This window comes from Pimelobacter simplex (assembly GCF_024662235.1).
GTDB lineage: Bacteria > Actinomycetota > Actinomycetes > Propionibacteriales > Nocardioidaceae > Nocardioides.
In genome coordinates this window covers 5,016,491-5,040,367 of record NZ_CP096276.1, presented here as the reverse complement: position 1 = coordinate 5,040,367, position 23,877 = coordinate 5,016,491, and the positions used below count along the sequence as shown (strand labels likewise).

Below are 23,877 nucleotides of genomic sequence, written 5' to 3'. Positions count from 1 at the left end.
GTCAGCGGAAGGCCGCGTGCCCGGTCATCGCCTGACCGACCACCAGCGTGTGCATCTCGACCGTGCCCTCGTAGGTGAGCACCGACTCCAGGTTGTTGGCGTGCCGGATCACCGGGTACTCCAGCGAGATCCCGTTGGCGCCGAGCACCGTGCGCGCGGTCCGGCAGATCTCCAGCGCCTCGCGGACGTTGTTGAGCTTGCCGAGGCTGACCTGCTCGGGGCGCAGCGTGCCGGCGTCCTTGCGGCGGCCGAGGTGCAGGGCGAGGAGGACGCCCTTGGTGTACTCGAGGTTCATGTCGACGAGCTTCTGCTGGGTCAGCTGGAAGGCCGAGATCGGCTTGCCGAACTGGACCCGCTCGTTGGCGTACGACAGCGCCGCCTCCAGCGACGAGCGGGCCGCGCCCATCGCGCCCCAGACGATGCCGTAGCGCGCCTCGTTGAGGCACGACAGCGGTCCCTTGAGGCCGCGGACCTCCGGGAAGGCCGCCGCGTCGGGCAGCCGGACGCCGTCGAGCACGATCTCGCCGGTGACCGACGCGCGCAGCGACTGCTTGTGCTTGATCTCGGGGGCGGAGAACCCCGGCGTCGTCGTCGGTACGACGAACCCGCGCACCCCCTCGTCCGTCTGCGCCCAGACCACGGCGACGTCGGCGACCGAGGAGTTGGTGATCCACATCTTCCGGCCGTCGAGCACCCAGTCGGAGCCGTCCCGGCGGGCCCGGGTGCGCATGCTGCCCGGGTCGGAGCCGGCGTCGGGCTCGGTCAGGCCGAAGCAGCCGATCGCGTCGCCGGCGGCCATCCGGGGCAGCCACTCGGTCTTGTGCTCCTCCGAGCCCCAGCGCCAGATCGCGTACATCGCGAGCGAGCCCTGCACGGACACGAGCGAGCGGATGCCGGAGTCGCTGGCCTCCAGCTCGAGGCAGGCCAGGCCGTAGTCGGTGGCCGACATGCCGGCGCAGCCGTAGCCCTCCAGGTGCATGCCGAGCAGGCCGAGCGAGCCGAGCTCCTTGGCCAGGCCGCGCAGGTCGTCGATGGTGCCGCGCTCGAACCAGTCGGCGACGTGGGGGTCGATCCGCTCGGCGCAGAGCTGGCGGACCGACGAACGCACGGCCTTCTCGTCGTCGCTCAGCAGGTCGTCGATGCCGGCCGGGTCGAGGGGCTCGAAGGGAGGCAGGGTGGTCGAGGTGCTCATCGGGAGTTCTCCTTGCTCAGCATGCTGCGGATGTCGTCGTTGTGCTCCCCCAGCCGAGGCGGAGCGGAGTAGGTGGTCACGGGCGTCTGCGAGAACGTGATCGGGCTGCGCACCTGGCGAGGTACGCCGGCGCCCACGTCCACGGTCGGCTCCAGGCCGAGCCGCTCGGCGAGCGCGAAGCCGTCGGCGACGGTGCCGACCTTGCCGGCCGGAAGACCGGCTCCGGCCAGGCGCTCCGCCCACGCGTCGACGGTGTCCGTGGCGAGCGCGGCCTCCAGGGCGGCGACGAGGTCGGCGCGGTGGGCGACCCGGTCTGCGTTGGTCCGGAAGCGCGCGTCCTCGGCGAGCCCCGGGATGCCCAGAACCCCCACCAGACGGGCGAATTGGGCGTCATTGCCGCAGCAGACCGCAAGCGCGCCGTCGGCCGCGGCCAGCGTCTCGTAGGGCGCGATCGAGGGGTGCTGGTTGCCCATCGCGCGCGGCGCCTCCCCCGTCGTCAGGTACGCCGACGCCTGGTTCGCGAGCGAGCCGAGCAGGCTCGACAGGAGGTTCACCTCCACCCGCTGCCCGCGTCCGGTCGCGGTCCGGGCGTGCAGGGCGGCGAGGATGCCGGTGACCGCGTCCTTCGACGTCAGTACGTCGACCAGCGCGACGCCCGCCTTGGTCGGCTCCCCCGGCGGCCCGGTCACGCTCATCAGCCCGCCGACGGCCTGGACCAGGAAGTCGTAGCCCGCGAGCTCGGCCCCGCCGCCGCTGCCGAAGCCGGTGATGGACGCGTAGACCACGCCCGGGTTGGCGGCCGCGACCGCGGCGTACCCGAGGCCGTGGCGCTCGAGCGTCCCCGCCTTGAAGTTCTCGATGAGGACGTCGCAGCGCGCGGCGAGCTCACGGGCGACGGCGAGGTCGGCCGGGTCGGCGAGGTCGAGCTCGACCGACTTCTTGGAGCGGTTGGCGCACGCGAAGTACGAGCTCGACGTGTCGGTCCAGGGTGGCCCCCAGTGCCGGGTGTCGTCGCCGACGCCAGGTCGCTCGACCTTGATCACCTCCGCGCCGAGGTCGGCCAGGGTGGACGCGGCGAGGGGGCCGGCGAGTACCCGGCTGAAGTCGGCGACGAGGACGCCGTCGAGGGGGCCGGTCACGGCCGCTTCCCGTCGACGCGGCGCGGGAGGCCCCACGGGTTGGCGGCCTGCGCCTCCGGCGGGAGCCAGGCGTCGGGCGCGGACTGGTAGGCGACCGGGCGCACGAACCGCGCGAGTCCCGCGGCTCCGACCGAGGTCGCGGCCGGCGCGGAGGTCGCCGGCCAGGGGCCGCCGTGCTGCTGCGCCCAGGTGAACGCGACGCCCGTGGGCCACGCGTCGACGGCGACCCGGCCGACCTGGCCGCTGAGCAGGCTGACGACCTGCCCGGCCTGGTCGTCCTCGGCACCGCCGGTGAACACGCTCGCGGCGAGCGACGGCTGGAGCCGGCGGAGGACGGCGGCGAGGTCCGCGGTGTCGGCGTACTCGACGACGAGGACGACCGCACCGAAGGTCTCCTCCAGCAGCCGGCTCCCCGGTGCCAGCGCGGCCGCCGGGGCGGCGAGGACGGCAGCCGGTGCGGACCACCCGGCCCCCGCGGCCGGCACTTCGGCGATCACCTCGGCACCCGCCGCCACCATCGCGGCGAGGCCGGTGCGGACGCCGTCCGCGATCGCGCTGGTCAGCATCACGGGCTCCGGAGCGGCGGACCGCAGCGCGTCCGCGACTGCCTGCGCCGCGCCCGCGCCGGCCGGGGCGAGGAGGAGTCCGGGCTTGGTGCAGAACTGCCCGCTGCCGAGCGTGAACGAGCCGACGAGACCCTTCGCGACGGCCTCGATGTCCCGGACGCCGGCCGCGGTGACGACGACCGGGTTGACCGTGCCCATCTCGGCGTACACGGGGATGACGACGTCGCGCTCGTGGGCGATCCGCCACAGCGCCATCCCGCCCGCCTGCGAGCCGGTGAAGCCGACCGCCGTGATCTCCGGCGCCCGGACCAGGTCGACGCCCACCTGGTGGCCGCTGACCACCGCGAACGTGCCGCGCGGCGCGCCGGCCGCCGCGAGGGCCTCCCGCGCGATCTCGGCCTGGCGCAGCGAGAGACCGGCGTGGGCGGGATGCGCCTTGGCGACGACCGGGCAGCCGGCCGCGAGCGCCGTCGCCGTGTCGTTGCCGAGCACGCTGAACGCGAACGGGAAGTTGCTCGCCCCGAAGACCGCGACCGGACCGAGCGGCCGGTTGACCCGCACCAGCCCGGGCGTGGTCGCGGTCGGCTCGTCGACGGTGACGTCGACGTACGAGCCCTCGGCGGCGACCTCGGCGTAGAAGCGCAGCTGTCCGGCCGCGCGCGTCACCTCGCCGGTGAGCCGCTCCACGCCGAGCGCCGTCTCCAGGTCGGCCAGCCGGGCGAGCTCGTCGCGGTGGGACTCGAGGGCGTCCGCCACCGCGTGCAGCCAGGTACGGCGCTGCGCCGGGCTCGTCGCCGCCAGCACCGGCGCCGCGGCCGTCGCGGCGGCGAGGACCGCCCGCAGCTCGGCGTCCTTCGTGTCGGCGACCGTCGCGACGACGGCACCCGTGCGCGGGTCGAAGGAGGTGACGCTCATGCCAGGCTCCGCACCGCGTCGACCACCACGTCGAGCGCCTCGTCGAGCAGGTCGAACGGGATCACCAGCGGCGGCAGCAGCCGGATGACGTTGCCGAACGTGCCGCAGACCAGCGTGAGCACGCCCTCCTGGTGGCAGCGCTCGGCGATCGCCTTGGCCAGCTCGGGGGCCGGCTCGGTGGTGCCCGGCTTCACGAGCTCGATCGCGAGCATCGCGCCACGGCCGCGCACCTCGCCGACGACGCTGCCCGGCGCGACGAGCTGCTCCAGCCGGGGCCGGACCCGGTCCTCGATGGCACGGGCGCGGGCGACGAGGTCCTCGGACTCGATCACGTCAAGGGCCGCGAGCGCGGCAGCGCACGCGACCGGGTTGCCGGCGTACGTGCCGCCGAGGCCGCCGGCCGGGACCGCGTCCATCAGCTCGGCGCGGCCGGTGACCGCGGCGAGCGGCATGCCGCCGGCGAGCGCCTTGGCCGTGGTGATCAGGTCCGGGACGACGCCCTCGTGCTCGCACGCGAACATCGCGCCCGTCCGGGCGAGCCCGGTCTGGATCTCGTCGGCGACGAATACGATGCCGTGCTCGGTCGCGAACTCCCGGACCGCTGCGAGGTAGCCCGGCGGCGGCACGATGAACCCGCCCTCGCCCTGGATCGGCTCCGCCACGATCGCCGCCACGTTGGTGGCCCCGATCTGGGTCGTGACGATCTCGCGCAGCGCGGCGAACGCCTCGTCCGCGGCGCGCTCGGGACCCGACGGCCAGCGGTACGGGTACGGCGACGGCACCCGGTGGACCTCCGGCGCGAGCGGCCCGAAGCCCTGCTTGTACGGGACGTTCTTCGCCGTCATCGCCATCGTCAGGCTGGTCCGCCCGTGGTAGGCGTGGCCGAGCACGACGACCGCGCTGCGCCCGGTCGCGACGCGGGCGATCTTGATCGCGTTCTCGACCGCCTCGGCGCCGGTGCTGAACAGCGCGGTCTTCTTCGCGTGCTCGCCCGGCGTGAGCCGGTTGAGGGCCGCGGCGACGTCGACGAAGCCGTCGTACTGGGTGACGAGGAAGCAGGTGTGCGTGAACCGCTCGGCCTGCTCGGCGATCCGGTGCGCGACCTCGGGGTGCGCGGCGCCCACGCTTGTCACCGCGATGCCGGAGGCCAGGTCGATGATGTGGTTGTCGTCGACGTCGACGATGATCCCGCCGCCGGCGCGGTCGACGAAGACCGGCATCGTCGTACCGAGGCCGTCGGCGAGCTCGGCCTGGCGTCGGGTCTGGCGCTCGCGCGAGCGGGGGCCGGGGATGGCCGTCGCCAGGATCCGGCGCTGCTGCGGCATCGACATGGTGCTCCCTCCGTGGTGGACGAGAGCGACCGTAGGGCGCGCGGGGCGCAGCGTCTTGGGCGATCCTGACGAAATCGACGACGGTTCTGTCGGAATGCCGAAGATCAGCGGGTCAGACCGCGGTCCCGCAGGGCCAACCAGGTCTCGGCGGCGACGTCGGGGTCGTCGAGGTCGAGGCCCAGCACCTCGACCGCGCGGTCCACCCGGTAGCGCAGGGTGTTGCGGTGCAGCCCGAGCGCGTCCGCGGCGGCACCCCAGTGCCCGCGGTGCCGCAGGAAGGCGACCAGCGCCGCGGCCTGCTCGGCGCCCGCCTCCGCGACGAAGCGGTCGACCGCCGCGGCCACCGTCCGGGCGGCGTCGCGGCGCAGGTCGACGCTCGCGCCGGGCTCGAGCGCCTGAGCCTCCTGGACCAGCCGCGCCCGCACCACCCCGGCGCCCTCGACCGCGACCAGGTCCGAGAGCACCAGCACCGCCGACGGGTCGACCGCGTCGAGCCGGCGGCGCAGGTCGGCGACCGGACCGTGCCCGGCCGGCAGGAAGAACCACGCCGACGTCCGGTCCTCCAGGACGCCGAGCCCGCCGGGGCACCACCGCTCGACGACCTCGAGCAGCACCTCCGTGTCGCGCCCGCGGACCACGAGCACCGCGACCTCACGCGCGGGCGGCGGGCACTCGCTCACCGCCGCGAGACGGCGGGCCGCGTCGACCAGCCCGAGGTCGAGGAGCAGCGCCACGCAGCGCCGGGTCGCCGCCGTCGCCGACGCGACCTGCCGTCGGCGCACGGCGTCGAGGCTGAGCAGCGCCACCGCGGTGTGCACCACCTGGCGCTGCGCCGCGTCCATCTGGCGCCGGCCACCGGCCGCCAGGAAGCCCACCACTTGGCTGCCGACGGCGAGGGGGAAGACGACCACCACCCGTTCGCCCACCACGAACGACGCCGAGGAGTGCACGCCCGCGATCTCCAGCCGCGCGACCTCCGCGGCGAGGACCTGCAGCTCGTCGGCCGCGACGTCCGGCTGCGCCAGCGCCACCTCGCCGTCGGCATCGAGCAGCACCGCCCACCCGTCCAGCCACCGCGCCAACCGGCCCAGCACGGCGGTCGCCGGGTCGGGCGCGGTGGCGGCCTCGACCAGCGACCGGTGCGCGGTGACGACGTCGTGGAGGCGGCGCTCCGTCGTCCGGGAGCGGGCGGTCCAGTAGGCGCGGGAGACGACGAGGAAGGGCGTCGCGGCCGGGACCACGAGCAGGGGGACGCCGAGCGCCCGGCAGGCGTGGACCAGGCTCGCGGGCGCCGTACGGTGCACGGGGCCCAGGCCCAGCGCGAGGGCCGAGACCCCCGCGGCCCGCACCCGCTCGACGTACGCGGTGCAGCCGGCGTCGTCCGCGGGCAGCGCCAGTCCCGTCGTCAGCAGCAGCTCGCCCCCCGACAGGTAGGCCCCCGGCTCCAGCAGCTCGCTGATGTGGACCGCCGTCACCTCGGTGGCCGGCGCCTCGAAGCCCGCCGCGGGCACCAGGTGGTGGCCCAGCGTGGCGCACAGCGACGCGACGGTGGGGACGGGCATGGCGGACCTTCGGCGAGGGGACCGGGACGTGCCCGCAGGCTATCCGCCCCGGTCGGTCGCGCTCATCTCGACAGATACCCCTAGGGGGTATATGCTCAGGCCACCCGACCAGGAAGGGGAGCGCCGTGAGCGTGTTCCAGATCCGCGACTACCGCCGGCTGTTCAGCGCCCAGATCATCGCGCTGTTCGGCACCGGGCTGGCCACCGTCGCGCTCGGGCTGCTCGCCTACGAGCTCGCCGGCCCCGACGCCGGCGCGGTCCTCGGGACGGCGCTGACCATCAAGATGGTCGTGTACGTCGTCATCGCCCCCCTCGCCGCGGCGTACGTCGACCGGCTGCCCCGGCGCCTGTTCCTGGTCGCCCTCGACGTGGTCCGCGCCGGCGTGGTGCTCGCGCTGCCGTTCATCAGCGAGGTGTGGCACATCTACGTGCTGATCGCCGTGCTCCAGTCGGCGTCGGCGGCGTTCACCCCGACCTTCCAGGCCGTCATCCCCGACCTGGTCACCGACGAGGCCGACTACACCCGCGCCCTCTCGGCGTCCCAGGTGGCGTACACGATGGAGAGCCTGCTCAGCCCGGTCCTGGCCGCCGTCGCCCTGACGTTCCTGACGTTCAACTGGCTCTTCGTCGGCACCTCGATCGGCTTCGCGGCCTCCGCCTGGCTCGTGCTCTCGACCCGGATCCCGAACGCCCGCCCCAGCACCCACACCAACGCCTGGGACCGCGTCGCCTCCGGCACCCGCCTCTTCGCCCGCATCCCCCGCCTGCGCGGCATCCTCGCCCTGAACCTCGTCGTCGCCGCGGCCGGCGCGATCGTCGTGGTCAGCACGGTCAACTACGTGCGCGACGTCCTCGGCGGCAGCCAGGCCGCCGTCGCCTGGATGCTCGCCGCCTCCGGCACCGGCACCCTTCTCGTCGCCCTCGCCCTCCCCCGCGTCCTCGACCGGGTCGCCGACCGCGCCGTGATGATGACCGGCGCGGGCGTCCTCGTGGCCGGGGTCGTCGGCGCGGTGACCCTGACCGCGACCGACGCCACGTCCTGGCCCGCCACCGCCGTCGTCTGGGTCCTGATCGGCGGCGGCATGGCCCTCATCGTCACCCCCACCGGACGCGTCCTGCGCGGCGCCGTCGAGCCCGACGCCCTCCCCGAGGTCTTCGCCGCCCAGTTCTCGCTGTCCCACCTGGCCTGGCTGGTCACCTACCCCATCGCGGGCTGGGTCGGCACGAACGCCGGCCTCACCCCCGCCTGGTCGATCCTCGCGGTGCTCGCGGCGCTCGGCGCGGTCGCGGCGCTGGTGCTGTGGCCGCGGGTCAGTGCAGCTGCGTGCGGCCGGTCTGAGCCACCGCCGCCACCGCGCTCAGTGCCGGTACGACGGCGCGGCCAGCGGCGTCGGGTCCGGGTTGGCGAGGATCCAGGCCACGGCCGCGTCCTGCATGCTGCCGAGGTCGGGGTCCTCCGCGTGGCCGGTCCTGATCCGCCGGAGGATCGGGGCGAGCTCGTCCAGGTTCGTCACCGCACGCCCGGACGCGAGGTGGGCGCCGAGCGCGTCGGTCATCGCCCGGAAGTCGTCGGACCAGTTCACCGACCCGTTGCCCCCGATCTCGCGCGCGAGCTTGCCGGCGATCCGCAGCACCTCGCCCTGCACGATGCCGGCCGGACCGGACGACGGGACCAGGAGCGCCCACAGCTCGGCGTACTGACCGTCGACGTCCGTCGCGGTGACCTCGATGCGCGAGCGCCCGTCGTGGGTCACCCGACTCGGCACCGGCGCCACGTCGAAGAGCTCGTAGAGCCGCTGCAGCCCGGCAGCGGTCGCGGTGACGAGGTCGTTGTTGAAGTTCGAGCGGTGGAACTCGAAGTCGGTCCCGATCCGGGTCACGAGCGCGTCGACGTCCTCCGGCACGGCCGCGCCCGCTGCGAGCAGCAGCGTCACCGACTCCGCGATGGCGGCGATCTCGATGTTGCTGCACCGGACCAGCCCGGACCGCAGCGGCGTGCTCCCCTGGCCGTCGACCGGGTCCACCTCGGCTCCCGCGGCGAGGAGCAGCGCCACGTGGTGCGGCTTGGTGACCGCCGTGTGCAGCACCGTGGTCCCCGACTTGTCGCGCGCGTCGACGCCCGCCCCGAGCTCGATGAGCACCGCGATCGAGGGCCAGTACGACGCCCGGTCGTGCAAGGGCGTGCGCTCGGCAGTGAGATTCACCGCGTCCACCTCGAGCCCCTCCCCCACCAACCAGCGCGCCAGCTCGTCGGGACAGTCGGCGAAGCTGAGCGCCGTCCCCTTGCCGTAGCCGCCGCGGGCGTCGAGCTCGCACCTGTCGAAGACGGCTCTCAAGGCCGCGAGGTCGCCGGCCTTGAGAAGGTCGCCGAAGTCCTTGGGGAGCGTCTTTCGTTTCCGCGCCATGCCCCGGACCGTAACCAGCCGACGAGCAGGTGAAACCCGGCTCAGCGCCCCACCCGGCCGGTCTCGTAGGCCCACATCGCGACCTCGACCCGGTTCCGGACCCCGATCTTGGTCAGCAGGCTCGCGACATGGGTCTTGGCGGTCGTCAGGCTGATGAACAGCTCCCCGGCGATCTCGGCGTTGGTCCGCCCGACGGCGACCAGCCGGAGCACCTCCTCCTCGCGCTGGGTCAGCCGCTCCACCGGTGGCGTACGGCGCCGGGCCGGGGCCGCTGCCGCGAGGGTCTCCAGCAGCCGCCGGGTGACGTTGGGCGCGATCAGCGCGTCGCCGGCGGCCGCGGCGTGGACGGCCTGCACCAGCAGCTCGGGGCCGGCGTCCTTGAGGAGGAAGCCCCGGGCGCCGGCCCGGAGCGCGCCGTGGACGTACTCGTCCAGATCGAAGGTCGTGATCACCACGACGGCGATCGGGTCCGCGACGTCCCGCCCGGCGAGGACCTCGGTCACCTCGATGCCGTCCAGCCCGGGCATCCGGATGTCGACCAGGCAGACGTCGGGGCGGAGTCGCTGGGCCAGCGCGACGGCGGTGGTGCCGTCGGCAGCCTGGCCGACGACCTCGATGTCGGGCTGGTCGTCGAGGATCATCGCGAGGCCGGTGCGGACCAGGTCCTGGTCGTCGGCCACCAGCACGCGGATCGTCATCGTGGCACCTCCATCGGCAGCTCGGCGTCGACCGCCCACCCACCCCCGGGCAGCGGGCCGGCGCGCAGCGTACCGCCGAGGAGGTGTGCGCGCTCGGTCATCCCCAGCAGCCCGAAGCCGTGGCTGGCCGACCGCGCGGGATCGGCCTGGCCGTCGTCGGTGACGCGCAAGCGCAGGCTCCCGGCGCCCTCGACGACCTTGATCTGCACCCGGGACGCGTTGCGAGCGTGCCGCAGCGCGTTGGTCAGCGCCTCCTGCGCGATCCGGTAGCCGGCCGCGTCGACCTGGGGCCCGATCCCGGCCAGGTCGCCGGCGAGCTCGACGTCGACGACGGGGACCGGTTCGCGGCGGGCCAGCGACACCAGGTCGGCGACGCCGGGCTGGGGCGCGTAGTCCGCGGGCGCTCCGTCGCGCAGCACCCGGACCATCGCCCGCATCTCCGCGAGGGTCCGCGAGGCCTCTCCCTCGATGGCGACGAGTGCCTCCAGCGCCGCCTCGGGTCGCCTCCGGGCCAGCGTCCGGCCGGTCTGCGCCTGCACCGCGATCGCCGAGATGTGGTGGGCGACCGAGTCGTGCAGCTCGCGGGCGAGACCGACCCGCTCCTGGCTGCGGACCTGGTCGAACGCCCGGCGCCGGCTCTCCGCGCGGTAGCGGAACGCCGCGCCGCCCGCCACCGCCGCCGCCAGGACGGCGAGTCCGCCGAAGAGCTCGGCCGGACCGGTGTAGTCGCTCACCGCGCTGAACCCCGCCACCACTGCGACCACGACCAGCCCGATCGCGATCTGACGCCCCGATCCCCAACGGACCAGGGCATAGACGAGCACCAGGACGTACACCATCGTGGCCAGGCCCACCCCCGAGAGCCCGGCCAGCTGGGCCGCCACACCCAGGGCCAGGCCGGTGCCGAGGCCCACCACGACGCAGACCAACGGGTGGGTACGCCGCCACAGCAGCACCGGCGCCAGCGCGACCGCCACGATCGTCACGAGCGGGCGCCAGGTGACGTCCTCGACGAAGGTCCCCTCGAGCAGCGCCACCACCATCACCACGCCGACCAGCACCCGGTCGCGCCGCGCCGGCGGGGGCGGGTCCGCGGCGGGAGGCTCGTCCCAGAGCGAGCGCAGGGCGGTCGTGATCATCCGCCCAGCCTAGGGATCGCCGCGGGGTCGGGGATCGGCCGAAAGAACGAGGAAGGTCCGGCCTCGATGCCGATGTGACGCCCGGCCGGTCGCGGCGAGGCTTCCGGTCATGATCACCGTCGACCACCTGACCAAGAGGTATCGCGGCGCCACCGCCGTGGACGACATCTCGTTCACCGCCCGCCCGGGCCGCGTGACGGGCTTCCTCGGCCCCAACGGAGCCGGCAAGTCCACCACCATGCGGATCATGGTCGGGCTGAGCCCCGCGACCTCCGGTCATGTGGAGGTCCTCGGCGGCCGGTACGCCGACCTGCCGAACCCGGGCCGCGAGATCGGCGTCCTGCTCGACGCCTACGCCCAGCACGCCGGCCGGACCGGCCGCGAGGTGCTCACGATCGCGGCCCGCACGATGGGCCTGCCGGCCGACCGGGTGCCCGCGATGCTGCGCCGGGTGTCGCTGACGGAGCGGGAGGGCGACGGCCGGATCCGCAACTACTCCCTCGGCATGCGCCAGCGCCTCGGCATCGCGACCGCCCTCCTCGGCGACCCCGCCGTCCTGGTCCTCGACGAGCCCGCCAACGGACTCGACCCGGCCGGCATCCGCTGGATGCGCGACCTCCTGCGCGACTTCGCCGACCAGGGCGGCACCGTGCTGCTCTCCTCGCACCTCCTGCACGAGATCGAGGTCATCGCCGACGACCTGGTCGTCATCGGCAACGGCCGGATCGTCGCGCAGGGCACCAAGCAAGAGCTCCTGTCGACCGCCGGGACCGTCGTCGCGTCCGCGGACGACGCCCGCCTCGCCGCCGCCCTCGCGGACGCCGGCATCGACGCCTCCCCCTCGGCCGGAGGCGCGCTCCACACCCTGGCCGACCCGCACCGCGTCGGCCAGGTCGCCCTCGCGGCCGGCATCGCCCTGACCGAGCTGCGCGCCGCGGACAGCGCCGGCCTGGAGGAGATGTTCCTCGAGCTCACCGCGGACTCCCAGCGCGAGAGCACCGTTCCCGAAGGAGGGGCAGCAGCATGACCACCCAGACCACCTCACCCACCGTGACCACCCCCCGGCGCGCCGTACCCCCGCCGATCCCGACCCACCGGATCGTCGCCGTCGAGCTGCGCAAGATGTTCGACACCCGCTCCGGCTTCTGGCTGCTCGTCAGCATCGGCGTCCTGTCGGTCGTCGCGACCGTGGCCGCGATCGTCTTCGCCCCCGACAGCACGCTCACCTACGAGACCTTCTCCCGCGCCCTCGGCTTCCCGATGACGCTGATCCTGCCCATGATCGCGATCCTCGCCGTCACCAGCGAGTGGAGCCAGCGCAGCGGCCTGACCACGTTCACGCTGGTCCCCAGCCGCGGCCGCGTCATCGGCGCCAAGGCCCTCGCCGCCACCCTCGTCGGGATCGTCTCCATGCTCGTGGCGCTCACCATCGGCGCCGTCGGCAACGTGATCGGCTCCGCCCTCGCCGGCGTCGACACCGTGTGGAACGTCGGTCCGTCGTACGCCGCCCAGATCGTCCTGGGCAACCTGATGGGGATGGCCATCGGCTTCACCCTCGGCGTGACGCTGCGCAGCTCCGCGGCCGCGATCGTCGGCTACTTCGTGCTGTCGTTCGTGCTCTCCGGCATCCTCCTGCTGCTGGCCCAGGTGCGCGAGGGCTTCACCGACCTCCAGCCCTGGCTCGACTGGAACCAGTCCCAGGTCGTCCTGTTCGAGGGCGGGACCTCGTCGGCGCAGGAGTGGGCCCAGCTCGGGGCGACGACGACGCTGTGGATCGTCGTACCGCTGGTGGTGGGGCTGGTGCTCCTGCGCCGCTCCGAGGTCAAGTAGCCGGCGACGTCTCGACGACCTCGTGCCTCCGGAGCCAGTCGAGGATCAAGCGGGTGGTCTCGTCCGGCAGCTCCTGCTGGATCCAGTGGCCGCAGTCCAGGTCCGCGACCTCGACGCGGGGGACGAACGCTTCGAGGTTCGGTGCCCTCATGACCGTGTCCCGTGCGCCGTAGATCATCAGCGCCTCCTGGCGGACGATCGGGTCGACGTCCGCCATCAGCTCCCAGTTGCGGTCGACGTTGCGGTACCAGTTCACGCTGGAGGTGAAGCCCGATGCCTCGAAGGCGTCGACGAACACCGCCAGCTCGCCGTCGCTCATCACCGGCTCGCCGCGCGGCGTCTCGGCGTGGGCGAGGTGGATGAACGCCATGCCCGGCTCCGGCTCGGCCGGCGGCTCGTTCTTGCGGTAGAGGTTGCGCAGGAACCGTGCGGCATGGGCGTCGAACACGGCGTCGGCCACTCCCGGCTGCCGGTTGAAGTGGACGAAGTAGGAGTCGCTGCCCACGACCGCCTCGATGAAGGCGAGCGGCGGGACGTCGCCGCGCTCCAGGTAGGGCACGCTGAGCGCGATCACCTTGCTCACCCGGGTGGGATGCAGCACGGCGGTGCTCCACACGACGTTCGCGCCCCAGTCGTGACCGACGAACGTCGCGTCCTCGTACCCGAAGTGATCCAGGAGACCGACGAGGTCGCCCGCGAGGTGCACGATGTCGTAGTCGGTGACCTCGGCAGGTCGGGACGAGCCGCCGTAGCCACGCTGGTTGGGCGCGATGACGTGGTAGCCGGCGGCCGCGAGCGCACCCATCTGGTGGCGCCACGAGAAGGCCAGCTCCGGCCAGCCGTGGCACAGGACGAGGGGCTTGCCGGCGTTCTCCCGGCCCATCTCGAAGACCTCGAGCTCGATGCCGTTGACGGCGACCATGCTCGGCCGGGGGAAGGCGTCGGGGTGTGACATGGGGTGTTCCTCTCAGTGACGGACGGGTGCCGATGCGCGCCAGGGCGATCGGTCGAGTGACCGTAGAAGCAATCGCGGACAGGAGCTGTCCGCGATGACGGGCAGACTCGGCACATGTCGGCTGACCCCACCGGGCGTGCGCTCGCGTTGCTCTCGCTGCTCCAGACCCACCGGTTCTGGCGCAGCACGGAGCTCGCCGAGCGCCTCGACGTGACCGAGCGGACGGTGCGCCGCGACATCGACCGGCTCCGGGAGCTCGGCTACCCCGTCGCCGCCACCTCGGGCAGGTACGGCGGCTATCGCCTCGAAGCCGGAGCGCACCTGCCGCCGCTGGTCGTCGACGACGACGAGGCCGTCGCCCTCGCGGTGGGCCTTCGCTACGCCGCGGTCGCCGCCATCGACGGCATGGAGGAGACGGCGCTGCGCGCCTTCACCAAGGTCCAGAACCTGTTGCCGAACCGGCTTCGCCGACGCGTGGCGGCTCTCCACTCCACCGTGACGTCCGTGCCACCCACCGGCTGGAACCTGGTCGACCCAGAGTCACTCAGCCTGCTCGCGGCGGCGTGCCGCGACCACGAGATCACCCGCTTCGACTACCGCGCCGGCGAGGGCAGTGCCACGCGACGCCAGGTCGAGCCGCACCGGCTCGTGACCGCCGGCCGCCGCTGGTACCTGCTCGCGTGGGACCGGGACCGCGACGACTGGCGCACCTTCCGGCTCGACCGACTCACCTCCCCCAGGGCGACCGGCATCCGCTTCACCCCCCGCGAGATCCCCGGCGGCGACCCGGCGGCGTACGTCGCCCGCGCCACCGGCTCGGTCCCCCGTGACCGGGTCGCGACCCTCGCCCTGGGCGCCGGGCTCGACGACCTGCGGGAGGTGCTCCGCTGGGTGGACCACGTGGTGGTCGAGACCACGGCGGGAGCCACGATCGTCCGGATCCGGGGCGAGGACCTCGGCCGGCTGGCCATGACGGTCGCCCGGATCGCCTTCACCACCCCCGTCGAGGTGGTGGAACCTGACGACCTCGGGCACGCCGTCGAGCGGCTCGGCAGCCACCTGGCGCGTCGTACCGGCGTCAGGTGAGCTCGTCGAGCGCGGCCTGCATGGTCTGCTCGATCCGCGCGGCGAAGGCGGCCGCCGCCTCGTCCGGCTGCGCCGTCAGGCCGGGCAGCACCCGGGTGCGCAGGGTCACCGGGACGGGGAGGTAGGGCAGGAAGCCGGCGACCCCGAGGTTGAGTCCCCACGGGAAGGTGACCGAGACCGGCAGGGCCTTGAGCCGCAGGAGCCGGTCGAGTCGCAGTCGCCGCGCGATGGCCTGGCCGTCGCTGAGCACGAGCAGCGTGTCACCGGCCCCGGCGGTGACCACCGGCACCACCGGGACGGCCTGCTCGATCGCCATCCGCGCGAAGCCGACCCGCCCGCCGAAGACGATCCGGTCCTTGTCGCGGCGGCTCTTGAAGGCATCCACGTCCCCACCCGGGAAGACCAGCACGTGCCGGCCGTCCGCCAGCGCCTCGCGAGCCGCCGTGCGGCTGGCGGGACGGCACCCCAGCCGCTCGAGCGCCGGCCCGAGGCCGACCGTCCAGGCGACCTGGTGCACCAGCGTCGTCACCGGGCGGTCGAGCGCGAGGTCGTCGAGCGCGGCCAGGGTCGCGAGCACGTTGAGGTCGAAGAGGCTGCCGAACCCGTGGTGGGCGACGAACAGGACCGGACCGCCCGGGACCTCGGCGGGCAGCTCCACCTCCAGGCGGTGGTAGCGGCGTACCGCCGCGACGGCCAGCGCCCGCGCGTTCTCGATCACGGCGCCGCCAGGCGCGATCTCAGCCTCGGGAGCTGGGCGAGCGCATTGGTGCGCAGGACCTTCGGCAGCTCGGTGCTGTCGAACGATCGCGGGAGCTGGGGTGCGGGATCGCCGGCGATGGTGAAGACCTCCGCGGAGAACGGCCAGTCGGTCGCGAACATGATGTGGGACACCGGGGCCACCTCCTTCACGGCCATCATCGCCGACGGCGCCGGCGACAGTGCGGTGTCGTAGAAGAGCCGCCCGTAGTCGAGGTTCTGCTCGTCGAGCAGACCCACGCCGAGGTTCTGCATGATCGGCGTGACGTACTGCAGCAGCGAGGTCCGGTAGGCCAGGAACGGCAGGGTCCCCCCGGCGTGGGCGAGCAGCCAGCGCACGAACGGGTAGGTCGTGAAGGTCCGGTGGTAGCTCAGGTTGACCGCGGCGCGGGTGGTGTCGAAGGGGAACTCGAACAGGAACGCCGGCAGGCCGAGGTCCGGCATGACCGGGGTGACCGGGTGCACGAAGACCATGGCGCCGAGCTGGTTGAGCGTGGCCATCAACGGCTTGAGTCGCGGATCGCCGAGGTAGACGCCGTCGTACTGGCTGAAGAGGCCGACGCCGTCGAAGCCGAGCACCTTGATCGCCCGGGTCGCCTCGGCGCGGGCGTTGGCCAGGTCGGCCGGATCGTCGATGTCGCCGAGGGGGAGGACGGCGAACGCGCCGAACCTCTTCGCGAGGGTGCCGCTGCCCTTGATCAGGGTCTCGTAGGTGTAGTCGTTGATCTGGCGGGCCATCGCGTTGCGCTCGGCGGCGGTCGGCAGGTAGGTGACTCCGGGCTCGGAGATGGAGACGACCTGGGCGGCGATGCCGAAGCTGTTCATGAAGGTGACGGCCCGCTGCGGGGACCAGGCGGGCAGCTTCTTCCCCCCGGCCTCGGTGATGCCGTGCTCGGCCAGGGAGGCCCGGTAGAAGTCCGGGAGGTGGTGGCAGTGCACGTCGATCCGGGTCCGCCGCGGCGGCACGAGGGGTACGGCGGACGCAGGCTCGGGCAGCCCGGCGCCGAGAGCGGCGACGGGGCCCGTGGCAGCGGCTCCGAGGATGCTGCGGCGACTGATCGGTGCGGTCATGGGGCGGTCCTTCCGGCGAGACGTGGGAACAGGGCCAGGGCGTTGGTGCGGTCGATGGCGGCGCGCTGGTGGGACTTCAGGGCGACGTCCTCGTACTCCTGGCGCAGGAAGCGCACCGCAGGGGCCGGAGCGAACGGGTAGTCGCTGCCGTAGAGGACGTGGGTCGGGTCGGCGAAGGAGAGCAGGCTGGGCAGGGCGTGCGGAGCCGAGGACAGCGCCACGTCGAAGTAGAAGCGGCGCAGCACGTCGAGACGGCGCTCGCGCTCCCGCTTGCGCAGGACCATCGCCTTGGCCTGCGCCGCCCTCGGCTCCTCGCGGATCATCGTGAGCAGGACGCGGTGGGCGATGTAGGGCAGGAACCCGCCCGCGTGCGCGAGGATCCAGCGGATGCCGTCGTACTTCTCGAGCGCGCCGGACAGGACCAATCCGGTGGCCGCCCGGACCGTGTCGAGCAGGAAGTCGGCCGTGAACGACGGGATGCCCGGCGCCGGGTCCGCCGGGAGCTCGCCGGGGTGCAGGAACACGACTGCGCGACGCTCGTGCAGGTAGGCCAGGAGCGGCTCGAGGCCCTGCTCGTAGGGGTAGCACCCGGCCGTGTTGCTCAGCAGCACGATGCCGTCGGCACCCAGGGTGTCGAGGGCGTACGCGGCCTCGGCGATCGAGCCGGCCAGGTCGGGGACCGTCAGGGTGGCGAAGAAGCCGAACCGGCGCGGGTGGTCCCGCACGACGCCGGCGGCGTACTCGTTGACCTCCCGCGCAAGGCGGCGCGCGTGGTCGTCGTCCCCGAACCACGCGCCCGGCGTGGACAGCGACAGGATGCTGGTCGCGATGCCGTTGCGGTCCATCAGGCGCAGGGCGCGCTCCGGTGTCCACGCCGGCACGTCCACGCCACCCGGCCGGATCCCCTTCTCCTTCAGGAAGGCGGCATAGGCCCGCGGTACGACGTGGTGGTGGACGTCGATCCGGGCCGGGCTCCTGCCCATCAGCGCGGGCCCATCAGAGGAGACCCAGCTGGTCGACCAGCGCCCGGGTGAGGGACGCCGGGTCGCCCTGCGCGGTCCCGAACACGAACTTGTCCGGGCGCAGCACCACGACCGCCCCCTCGCGCACGCCGTGGCGACGCAGCCAGCGCACGAAGTCGCCCGAGGTGTCCTCGAGGTCCACCAGGCCGGCCCGCCGGCGGCCGTCGCCCACGGCGCCCTGCGGCCGGGTCCCGAAGGGATAGATCGTGGCGTACGACGGTGCCACCCGGGCCCACGTGGCGAGGTCCGCGCCGAGCACCTCCCGCGGGTCCACGCCGACGCCGATCACGGACCAGCCGATGCCGAGGGCGTCGTCGAGCCGGACCGGCCGGCCGTCGTACCGGCGGACGAGGGGCTGGGGCGACAGGGTGCCCTCGACGCCACGCACGCCGCGGGGCAGGCCGAGGTAGGCGCCCCGCCGGTAGCGGGGCTTGGGCTTCATCCCGGCGCGGCGCAACCAGCCGCCGACACCGGGCGTGCGCAGCGCGGTCCAGAGCGCGACGTCGCGGGCTCGCGCCGTGGCCGGGTTCTTGACCGACACCAGGGACTTGTTGAACACCGAGAGATCGATCATCGCCTTGGCGTGCGGGCGGCGCTCGGACTCGTAGGAGTCGAGGATCGCCGGGTCGGCGCCGTGGCGCAGGATCGCCTCCAGCTTCCAGGACAGGTTGTCGGAGTCGCGGACGCCGGCGTTCATGCCCTGACCGATGAACTGGGGGGTCATGTGCGCGGCGTCGCCGGCGAGCAGCACCCGGCCCTCACGCCACCGGTCGGCGACGACGGCATTGAAGGTGTAGACGAGCTGGCGGATCACGACGACCTCGTCGGGGTCGACGTACCGGGTCATCAGGCGGCGGACGGTCGCGTCGGACTCGAACTCGTCCTTGTCGTCCTCGTCCTTGAGCGCGAACTCGAAGCGGTGGTGACCACCGGGCTGGGGGCAGCTGACCGTCGGCAGGTCGGGGTCGCAGACGAAGTCGAAGTACGGCAGGTGCCGGAAGGCGTCCACGCCGTCCTTGGCCTCGAGGTCGATCACCAGCCACCGCTCGGGATAGCTCTTGCCGGTCATGTCGATGCCGAGCGAGGTGCGCACGACGCTGCGGCCGCCGTCGGCACCGACCAGGAAGGAGGCCCGGACCGACGCGGTGGCCTCGTCGACGACCGCTTCGCGCCGGCCGTAGCCGGATCCGGTCGAGCCGGCGTGCACGACGGTCACGCCGTCGTCGTCCTGGGCGAACGACACGACCTCGCGGCCGCGGCGGACCTCGACGTGCGGGTAGCGGGCGAGCAGCTCCTCGAGCCGGTTCTCCAGGTAGGGCTGGTAGAGGAAGTTGGTGACGGGCCACGACAGCGGGCGCTGCGACTCGCGGAACTGCACGAGCAGGGACCCATCGGCGCGGACCCACTGCACCGCGCTGTCGACGTTCATGTCGGCGTGGATCTCGTCGGCGACACCGGCGGTCTGGAAGACCCGGAGCGCCTCGTCGTCGGTGTAGACCGCCCGCGCCATGCCGTAGAACTCGGGCTCGCGCTCGAGGACCAGGACGCTGAGGCCCCGGCGACCGAGCAGGGTGGCCAGGGTCAGGCCGGTCGGGCCGAGGCCGACCACGACGACGTCGTACTGGTTCGTGCTCATGCGGACGCTCCGGACAGCTGCGGGACGGTGATCTCGGGACGGCGGGCGTTGAGCGCCGCTTGGCGCAGCTGCCCGAGCCGGTCGAGCAGGCCGGCGTGGACCGGCTGGTGGCCCCAGGTGCTGATGCCCTCGTACGTCGCGACCTGCCAGGCCCGCTCGAGCTCGGGCGTCAGGACGACCGGGTTCCAGCCGACCTCCAGCTCGAAGCCGGAGGGCGTCACGCAGTAGAAGGACAGCTCCTTGTCGTTGGTGTGCTGCCCGACCGACCACGCCATCCGGAACCCCAGGTCGCGCACGCGCTGGTAGGCGCTGAGCATGTCCTCCAGCGTCGCGGCCTGGATGTTGACGTGCTGGGCACGGGTGCGGATCGGGTCCACGGGCAGGCCTCGGACGTTGGCGACCGCGATCGAGTGGTGCCGCTCGTTGACGCGCAGGAAGCGGATCTTGAGGGTGAGGCCGCCGACGTTCTCGTCGATGTAGTCCGTGAGCCGGGAGTCGAGGAGGGCGTCGTAGTAGCGGTGGATGCCGAGCGGGTCGCGCGAGGTGATCGCCACGTGGCCCATCCCCGCCTCACCCGTGACGAAGCCCGAGCTGATCATCCGCAGCGGGGCATCCGTGGTCAGCGGGCGGGTGAAGATCTCCTGCACGATGCCCTTCGGGCCGGGGAAGCGCCACACCTGCTCGACGCCGCGCCGGCGGGCCTCGTCCGCCGTACCCTCGGCGATCGGGACGCCGCGCTCGACCAACCGGGCGAGGATGCGCTCGAAGGTCGCGTGGTCGTCGACCTGCCAGCCGATGGCCATCAGGTCCTCGGCCGGACCGCGGCGGACGAGGAAGCGGCACCGGTGGTCGTCGAGCCGGAAGCGCAGGGTGTCGGCGTCGAGCTCGTCGACGTGCAGGCCGATCGCGTCGGCACCGAAGCGGTGCCACGCGGTCAGCCGCTGGGACTCCACCACGAGGTAGCCGAGGTGGACCGCGCCGAAGACGCTGGCGGCGAGGGTGCCCGTGAAGGGGCGCTCCAGCAGGCTCGTCATCGCTCCCCCTCCAGGAAGGCGACCGCGGTGGTGTTGAAGAGCTCGGCGCGCTCCCACTGGGCCCAGTGCCCGGTGCGCGCCAGGGACAGCAGGTCGCACCGGCGCATCGTGCGCGCCAGGACCGGGCCGCCGGAGGGACGGTTGACCTTGTCGTCCTGCCCCCAGACCACCAGCGTCGGCACCTCGCACCGGCTCAGCCGCCGGTCGCGGGTCAGGTCCATCCGCCACAGCGTCCGGGGCGCGCCCGGACCGGACGGGCGCCGCAGCGGCGGAGACGCCACGACGTCGGGCTGGATGCTGGCCTCGTAGCGCAGGTCGATCAGCTCGTCGGGCACCGCACCCGCGTCGTGCACGAGGTACTCCCGGATGAAGGTGGCCACCTTGTCCCGCGAGGGCCCGTCGCCGCCGTAGTAGCTCAGCAGGTGGTTGAGCCCCTTCGTGGGCAGGGCGCGCGTGGTCCCGATCCCGCCGGGACCCATCAGGATCATCCGGTCCACCCGGTCGGGGCGGTCCAGCGCCAGGCGGAGGGCGGCCGCGCCGCCGTACGAGTTGCCGACGAGGTGGGCGCGGTCGATGTCGAGGGCGTCGAGCAGGCCGCGCACCGCGAGGGCGAGGTCGCCGAACGGGTCCGACTGGTCGAGGTCCTTGGACGAGCGCCCGTAGCCCGGCAGGTCCGGCACGATCACCCGGAAGTGCTCGGCCAACGCGTTGATGTTGCGCGCGTAGTTCGACGTACCGGTGGCGCCGGGGCCGCCGCCGTGCAGCAGCACGACCGGGCGCCCCGCACCCGCCTGGGTCACGAACAGGCTGCGCCGGCCGACCGGAACCATCCGCTCTTCTCGCGTCGTCACGGTGCTCACGCGGACCTCCTCGGAGTAGTGATGATGAAATCATCAGTTCTGCGAATATGATCTGTCAAGCACTTCTGATGAAGTCATCAGATAGGGTGACGACGTGAACACCGAGGCCACCGCAGAGCGCGGCCCGACCCGACTCGACCGCCGCAAGGAGCGCACCCGCGCGGCACTCGTGCAGGCCGGCTGCGCCTTCCTCGCCGAGGGCCGGACGGCGGTGAGCATCCAGCAGATCACCGACGCCGCCGACGTCGGCTTCGGGAGCTTCTACAACCACTTCGACAGCAAGGAAGCGCTGTTCGAGGCCGCCGTGCAGTCCGTGATGGACGTCTACGTCGCCTTCCGCGACCAGGCCGTGGCCGGGTACGACGACCCCGCCGAGGTCTTCGCCGTCAGCTTCCGCATGACGGGGCGCCTCCAGCGCCAGATCCCCGAGCTGGTGCGGGTCATGCTCAACGAGGGCACCCGCGTCCTCGTCCAGGACCAGGGCCTGGCCCCCCGTGCCCTCCACGACATCGAGGTCGCGGTCGCCGCCGGTCGCTTCGACATCGAGTCGCCGCGCCTGGGCCTGATGGCCGCCGGCGGAGCACTGCTCGGCCTCCTGCAGCTGCTCGACGCCGACCCCGACATCGACGCGGGCGAGGTCTCGGACCTGATGACCGCACGGGTCCTGCGCGGGTTCGGCATGGCCAAGGCCGAGGCCGACGAGCTGTGCTCCCGGCCGCTGCCGGCGCAGCCCGAGCTGTAGCCGCGGCGCCGCGGGCTCCCCGCTGAGGAGACCGCGTCCGGCCGCACCGCCCGAGCCCGCTGTCGAGATACAGAAGAGATTGAGGAACTCCCCGCGGGCCACTTTGACGAAACCGGCTCCCGTCGGCCACCTCGTCAAAGTAGGGGAGCGGTTGCAGGGTCGTGCGGGGCACCGTCACCGGGACGCACCACCGGACGGGTCTTGCGGAACACTCGAACCGCGGCCGGCTTGTTGAGCTGGGGCTGTCCCGTCAGTGGTTCGTCAATCGGAACGACGGACTAGTGCTCTTCAGAACGCGATCGAGGCTACCGCCTACCGTCAGCGACGAGGGGGTCTGCGGCGGCGAACCGAACGCTTGTCCAGGCCCATCGCGGCAAGAGCCGCAGCGGCGAAGACTAGAATGACGAAACCGATGAGCGCTGCTATTGCGAGCAACACATCCGTCATAGGCCGGCGCTGCTTCTGAGGACGCGGACGTAGTCCATGTAGCCACCTTGCCACCCTTCGGGGCGGGCGTGATGGGTGCGCGCGCTACGGTGCGGCGGTGCTCCGAGGCGAGAAACACCTTCCTGGGCGAATACGTCTCAGGACCAGTCACCCAGCGCAGGCAGTGGTCCTCGCCTTCGCTGGCGCCATCGCCGTGAGCACGGTCCTGCTCATGCTTCCGGTCGCGCGTCAGGGTGATGGCTCCGCGCCGTTCAACGTCGCCCTCTTCACTGCCACGAGTGGTGTGTGTGTTACCGGACTGGCTGTGGTCGACACAGCGACGTACTGGTCGCCGTTCGGAGAGGCGGTGATCCTGGCCTCGATCCAGATCGGTGGCCTGGGGATCATGACGCTTGCGTCGCTGCTCGGCATCCTGGTCGCACGCCGTTTGGGTCTTCGGGCCAGGCTGACCGCTGCGGCGGAGACCAAGGCGATTGGCATCGGTGATGTCCGAACGGTCGTCCGCGGTGTGGTTGCAGTCTCTCTGTTGTTCGAGTCGGCCACCGCAACCGTGTTGTTCGTCCGCCTCGTCCTGGGCTACGACGAGTCCGTGGGGGATGCCGCGTACCTTGCGGTGTTCCATTCAGTCTCGGCATTCAACAACGCGGGGTTCGCGCTCTACAGCGACAGCCTGATGAGCTTCGCCTCCGACCCGTGGGTGTATATCCCGATCGCTGTGTCAGTCATCGCTGGCGGTCTGGGATTCCCGGTGTGGCTCGAGCTGTACCGGAGATACAGGTTCCCCCGGCGATGGTCTCTCACCACGATGATGACGCTCTCGGGGACTGTGGTGCTGCTCGTGGCCGGCACCGTCTTCTTCGCAGCGACGGAGTGGAACAACCTCGACACCTTGGGCGCGATGCCGACGGGAGACCGCCTGGGCATGTCCTTCTTCCACTCCGTCATGCCACGGACCGCTGGCTTCAACGCCATCGACTATGGTGCGGTCGAGCCGGAGACGTTGTTCGGCACGATCGTGCTGATGTTCATCGGTGGGGGTTCGGCCGGGACCGCTGGCGGCATCAAGGTGACGACGTTCCTGCTGCTCTTCTTCGCCATCTACGCCGAGGTACGCGGGGAGCCGGACGTCAATGTCCTGAGTCGCCGGATCGAGGACAGGGCGGTCCGGCAGGCGCTCACCGTTGCGCTGCTCGGCGTCGCCGCCGTCATGGTCTCGACCGTGGTGCTGCTGTCCATCACCGATCTACCCGCGCTCCCGGTGTTCTTCGAGGCCACCTCAGCCTTCGCGACCGTCGGTTTGTCCACCGGCATCACCGCCGAGTTCTCCACCGCCGGCCAAGGGGTGCTGATCGTCCTCATGTTCTTGGGTCGGCTGGGCCCCATTACGTTGGTCTCAGCGCTGGCCCTGCGCGGCCGCCATCGGCTCTATCACTTCCCGAAGGGACGACCGATCATTGGCTAGGAACCGCAATCAAGCCGTCGCCGACCAAG

At 72.6% G+C, this 23,877-nt stretch carries 20 protein-coding genes; 6 read left to right on the top strand and 14 right to left on the bottom strand.

The features are described from left to right. Position 1: 1 nt before the first annotated feature. The 5 genes from M0M48_RS24630 to M0M48_RS24610 form a co-directional block, all read right to left on the bottom strand. Positions 2-1,192: an acyl-CoA dehydrogenase family protein gene (locus tag M0M48_RS24630; protein WP_257753133.1), complete on the bottom strand. Its 1,191-nt coding sequence runs from the start codon at positions 1,190-1,192 to the stop codon at positions 2-4. Then, entirely contained in the window at positions 1,189-2,331 is a 1,143-nt protein-coding gene (locus tag M0M48_RS24625; RefSeq protein ID WP_257753132.1) for a CaiB/BaiF CoA transferase family protein, read from the bottom strand. Before M0M48_RS24625 ends, M0M48_RS24630 begins: the two co-directional genes overlap by 4 nt. Then, positions 2,328-3,812, bottom strand: coding sequence for an aldehyde dehydrogenase family protein (locus tag M0M48_RS24620; RefSeq protein WP_257753131.1), 1,485 nt, complete (start codon positions 3,810-3,812; stop codon positions 2,328-2,330). Before M0M48_RS24620 ends, M0M48_RS24625 begins: the two co-directional genes overlap by 4 nt. Further along, the gene (gene gabT, locus M0M48_RS24615; protein WP_257753130.1) at positions 3,809-5,143 is read right to left on the bottom strand and encodes a 4-aminobutyrate--2-oxoglutarate transaminase; all 1,335 of its coding nucleotides are present in this window, start codon (positions 5,141-5,143) and stop codon (positions 3,809-3,811) included. The genes M0M48_RS24620 and gabT overlap by 4 nt, the downstream gene beginning before the upstream one ends. 104 nt (positions 5,144-5,247) lie before the next feature. Further along, a complete protein-coding gene (locus M0M48_RS24610; RefSeq protein WP_257753129.1) occupies positions 5,248-6,705 on the bottom strand; it encodes a PucR family transcriptional regulator in 1,458 nt (485 codons plus the stop codon). A gap of 125 nt (positions 6,706-6,830) precedes the next feature. Between M0M48_RS24610 and M0M48_RS24605 the strand changes: the two genes are divergently transcribed. Further along, entirely contained in the window at positions 6,831-9,143 is a 2,313-nt protein-coding gene (locus tag M0M48_RS24605; RefSeq protein ID WP_257753128.1) for an MFS transporter, read from the top strand. Positions 9,144-9,151: 8 nt separating this feature from the next. Here the strand turns inward: M0M48_RS24605 and M0M48_RS24600 are convergent, their stop codons facing one another. Both M0M48_RS24600 and M0M48_RS24595 read right to left on the bottom strand, forming a co-directional pair. Then, positions 9,152-9,808 carry a response regulator gene (locus tag M0M48_RS24600; RefSeq protein ID WP_257753127.1) on the bottom strand — a complete coding sequence of 219 codons (657 nt, stop codon included), beginning with the start codon at positions 9,806-9,808 and terminating at the stop codon, positions 9,152-9,154. After that, on the bottom strand, positions 9,805-10,947 hold the full coding sequence (locus tag M0M48_RS24595; protein ID WP_257753126.1) for a sensor histidine kinase: 1,143 nt from the start codon (positions 10,945-10,947) through the stop codon (positions 9,805-9,807). Before M0M48_RS24595 ends, M0M48_RS24600 begins: the two co-directional genes overlap by 4 nt. 109 nt (positions 10,948-11,056) lie before the next feature. Here M0M48_RS24595 and M0M48_RS24590 point away from each other — a divergent pair, with 109 nt between their 5' ends. Continuing rightward, positions 11,057-11,974 (top strand): ABC transporter ATP-binding protein, encoded by a 918-nt coding sequence (locus M0M48_RS24590; protein WP_257753125.1) that lies wholly within the window; start codon positions 11,057-11,059, stop codon positions 11,972-11,974. Next, on the top strand, positions 11,971-12,777 hold the full coding sequence (locus M0M48_RS24585; RefSeq protein ID WP_257753124.1) for an ABC transporter permease: 807 nt from the start codon (positions 11,971-11,973) through the stop codon (positions 12,775-12,777). Before M0M48_RS24590 ends, M0M48_RS24585 begins: the two co-directional genes overlap by 4 nt. Here the strand turns inward: M0M48_RS24585 and M0M48_RS24580 are convergent. After that, positions 12,770-13,732, bottom strand: a complete 963-nt coding sequence (locus tag M0M48_RS24580) for an alpha/beta fold hydrolase (protein ID WP_257753123.1) — start codon at positions 13,730-13,732, stop codon at positions 12,770-12,772. The genes M0M48_RS24585 and M0M48_RS24580 overlap by 8 nt on opposite strands. 114 nt (positions 13,733-13,846) lie before the next feature. Between M0M48_RS24580 and M0M48_RS24575 the strand changes: the two genes are divergently transcribed. Beyond that, positions 13,847-14,818, top strand: a complete 972-nt coding sequence (locus tag M0M48_RS24575; RefSeq protein ID WP_257753122.1) for a helix-turn-helix transcriptional regulator — start codon at positions 13,847-13,849, stop codon at positions 14,816-14,818. On the opposite strand, the gene M0M48_RS24570 is transcribed toward M0M48_RS24575, so the two are convergent. From M0M48_RS24570 to M0M48_RS24545, 6 genes are read right to left on the bottom strand one after another with little or no spacing between them, the layout of a single operon-like run. Further along, the gene (locus tag M0M48_RS24570) at positions 14,811-15,536 is read right to left on the bottom strand and encodes a 1-acyl-sn-glycerol-3-phosphate acyltransferase (protein WP_257753121.1); all 726 of its coding nucleotides are present in this window, start codon (positions 15,534-15,536) and stop codon (positions 14,811-14,813) included. The two genes, M0M48_RS24575 and M0M48_RS24570, sit on opposite strands and share 8 nt — an antisense overlap. Then, entirely contained in the window at positions 15,533-16,645 is a 1,113-nt protein-coding gene (locus tag M0M48_RS24565; RefSeq protein WP_257753120.1) for an amidohydrolase family protein, read from the bottom strand. The genes M0M48_RS24570 and M0M48_RS24565 overlap by 4 nt, the downstream gene beginning before the upstream one ends. Then, positions 16,642-17,628: an amidohydrolase family protein gene (locus M0M48_RS24560; protein ID WP_257753119.1), complete on the bottom strand. Its 987-nt coding sequence runs from the start codon at positions 17,626-17,628 to the stop codon at positions 16,642-16,644. The genes M0M48_RS24565 and M0M48_RS24560 overlap by 4 nt, the downstream gene beginning before the upstream one ends. 13 nt (positions 17,629-17,641) lie before the next feature. Further along, positions 17,642-19,303, bottom strand: a complete 1,662-nt coding sequence (gene mhpA / locus M0M48_RS24555) for a bifunctional 3-(3-hydroxy-phenyl)propionate/3-hydroxycinnamic acid hydroxylase MhpA (protein ID WP_257753118.1) — start codon at positions 19,301-19,303, stop codon at positions 17,642-17,644. Continuing rightward, positions 19,300-20,337: a VOC family protein gene (locus tag M0M48_RS24550; RefSeq protein ID WP_257753117.1), complete on the bottom strand. Its 1,038-nt coding sequence runs from the start codon at positions 20,335-20,337 to the stop codon at positions 19,300-19,302. The genes mhpA and M0M48_RS24550 overlap by 4 nt, the downstream gene beginning before the upstream one ends. Then, positions 20,334-21,197 carry an alpha/beta fold hydrolase gene (locus tag M0M48_RS24545; RefSeq protein WP_257753116.1) on the bottom strand — a complete coding sequence of 288 codons (864 nt, stop codon included), beginning with the start codon at positions 21,195-21,197 and terminating at the stop codon, positions 20,334-20,336. The genes M0M48_RS24550 and M0M48_RS24545 overlap by 4 nt, the downstream gene beginning before the upstream one ends. Positions 21,198-21,291: 94 nt before the next feature. Between M0M48_RS24545 and M0M48_RS24540 the strand changes: the two genes are divergently transcribed. Further along, positions 21,292-21,939 (top strand): TetR/AcrR family transcriptional regulator, encoded by a 648-nt coding sequence (locus M0M48_RS24540; RefSeq protein ID WP_257753115.1) that lies wholly within the window; start codon positions 21,292-21,294, stop codon positions 21,937-21,939. Between the two features lie 544 nt (positions 21,940-22,483). Further along, on the top strand, positions 22,484-23,848 hold the full coding sequence (locus M0M48_RS24535; RefSeq protein ID WP_374684432.1) for a TrkH family potassium uptake protein: 1,365 nt from the start codon (positions 22,484-22,486) through the stop codon (positions 23,846-23,848). The last annotated feature ends 29 nt before the right edge of the window (positions 23,849-23,877 follow it).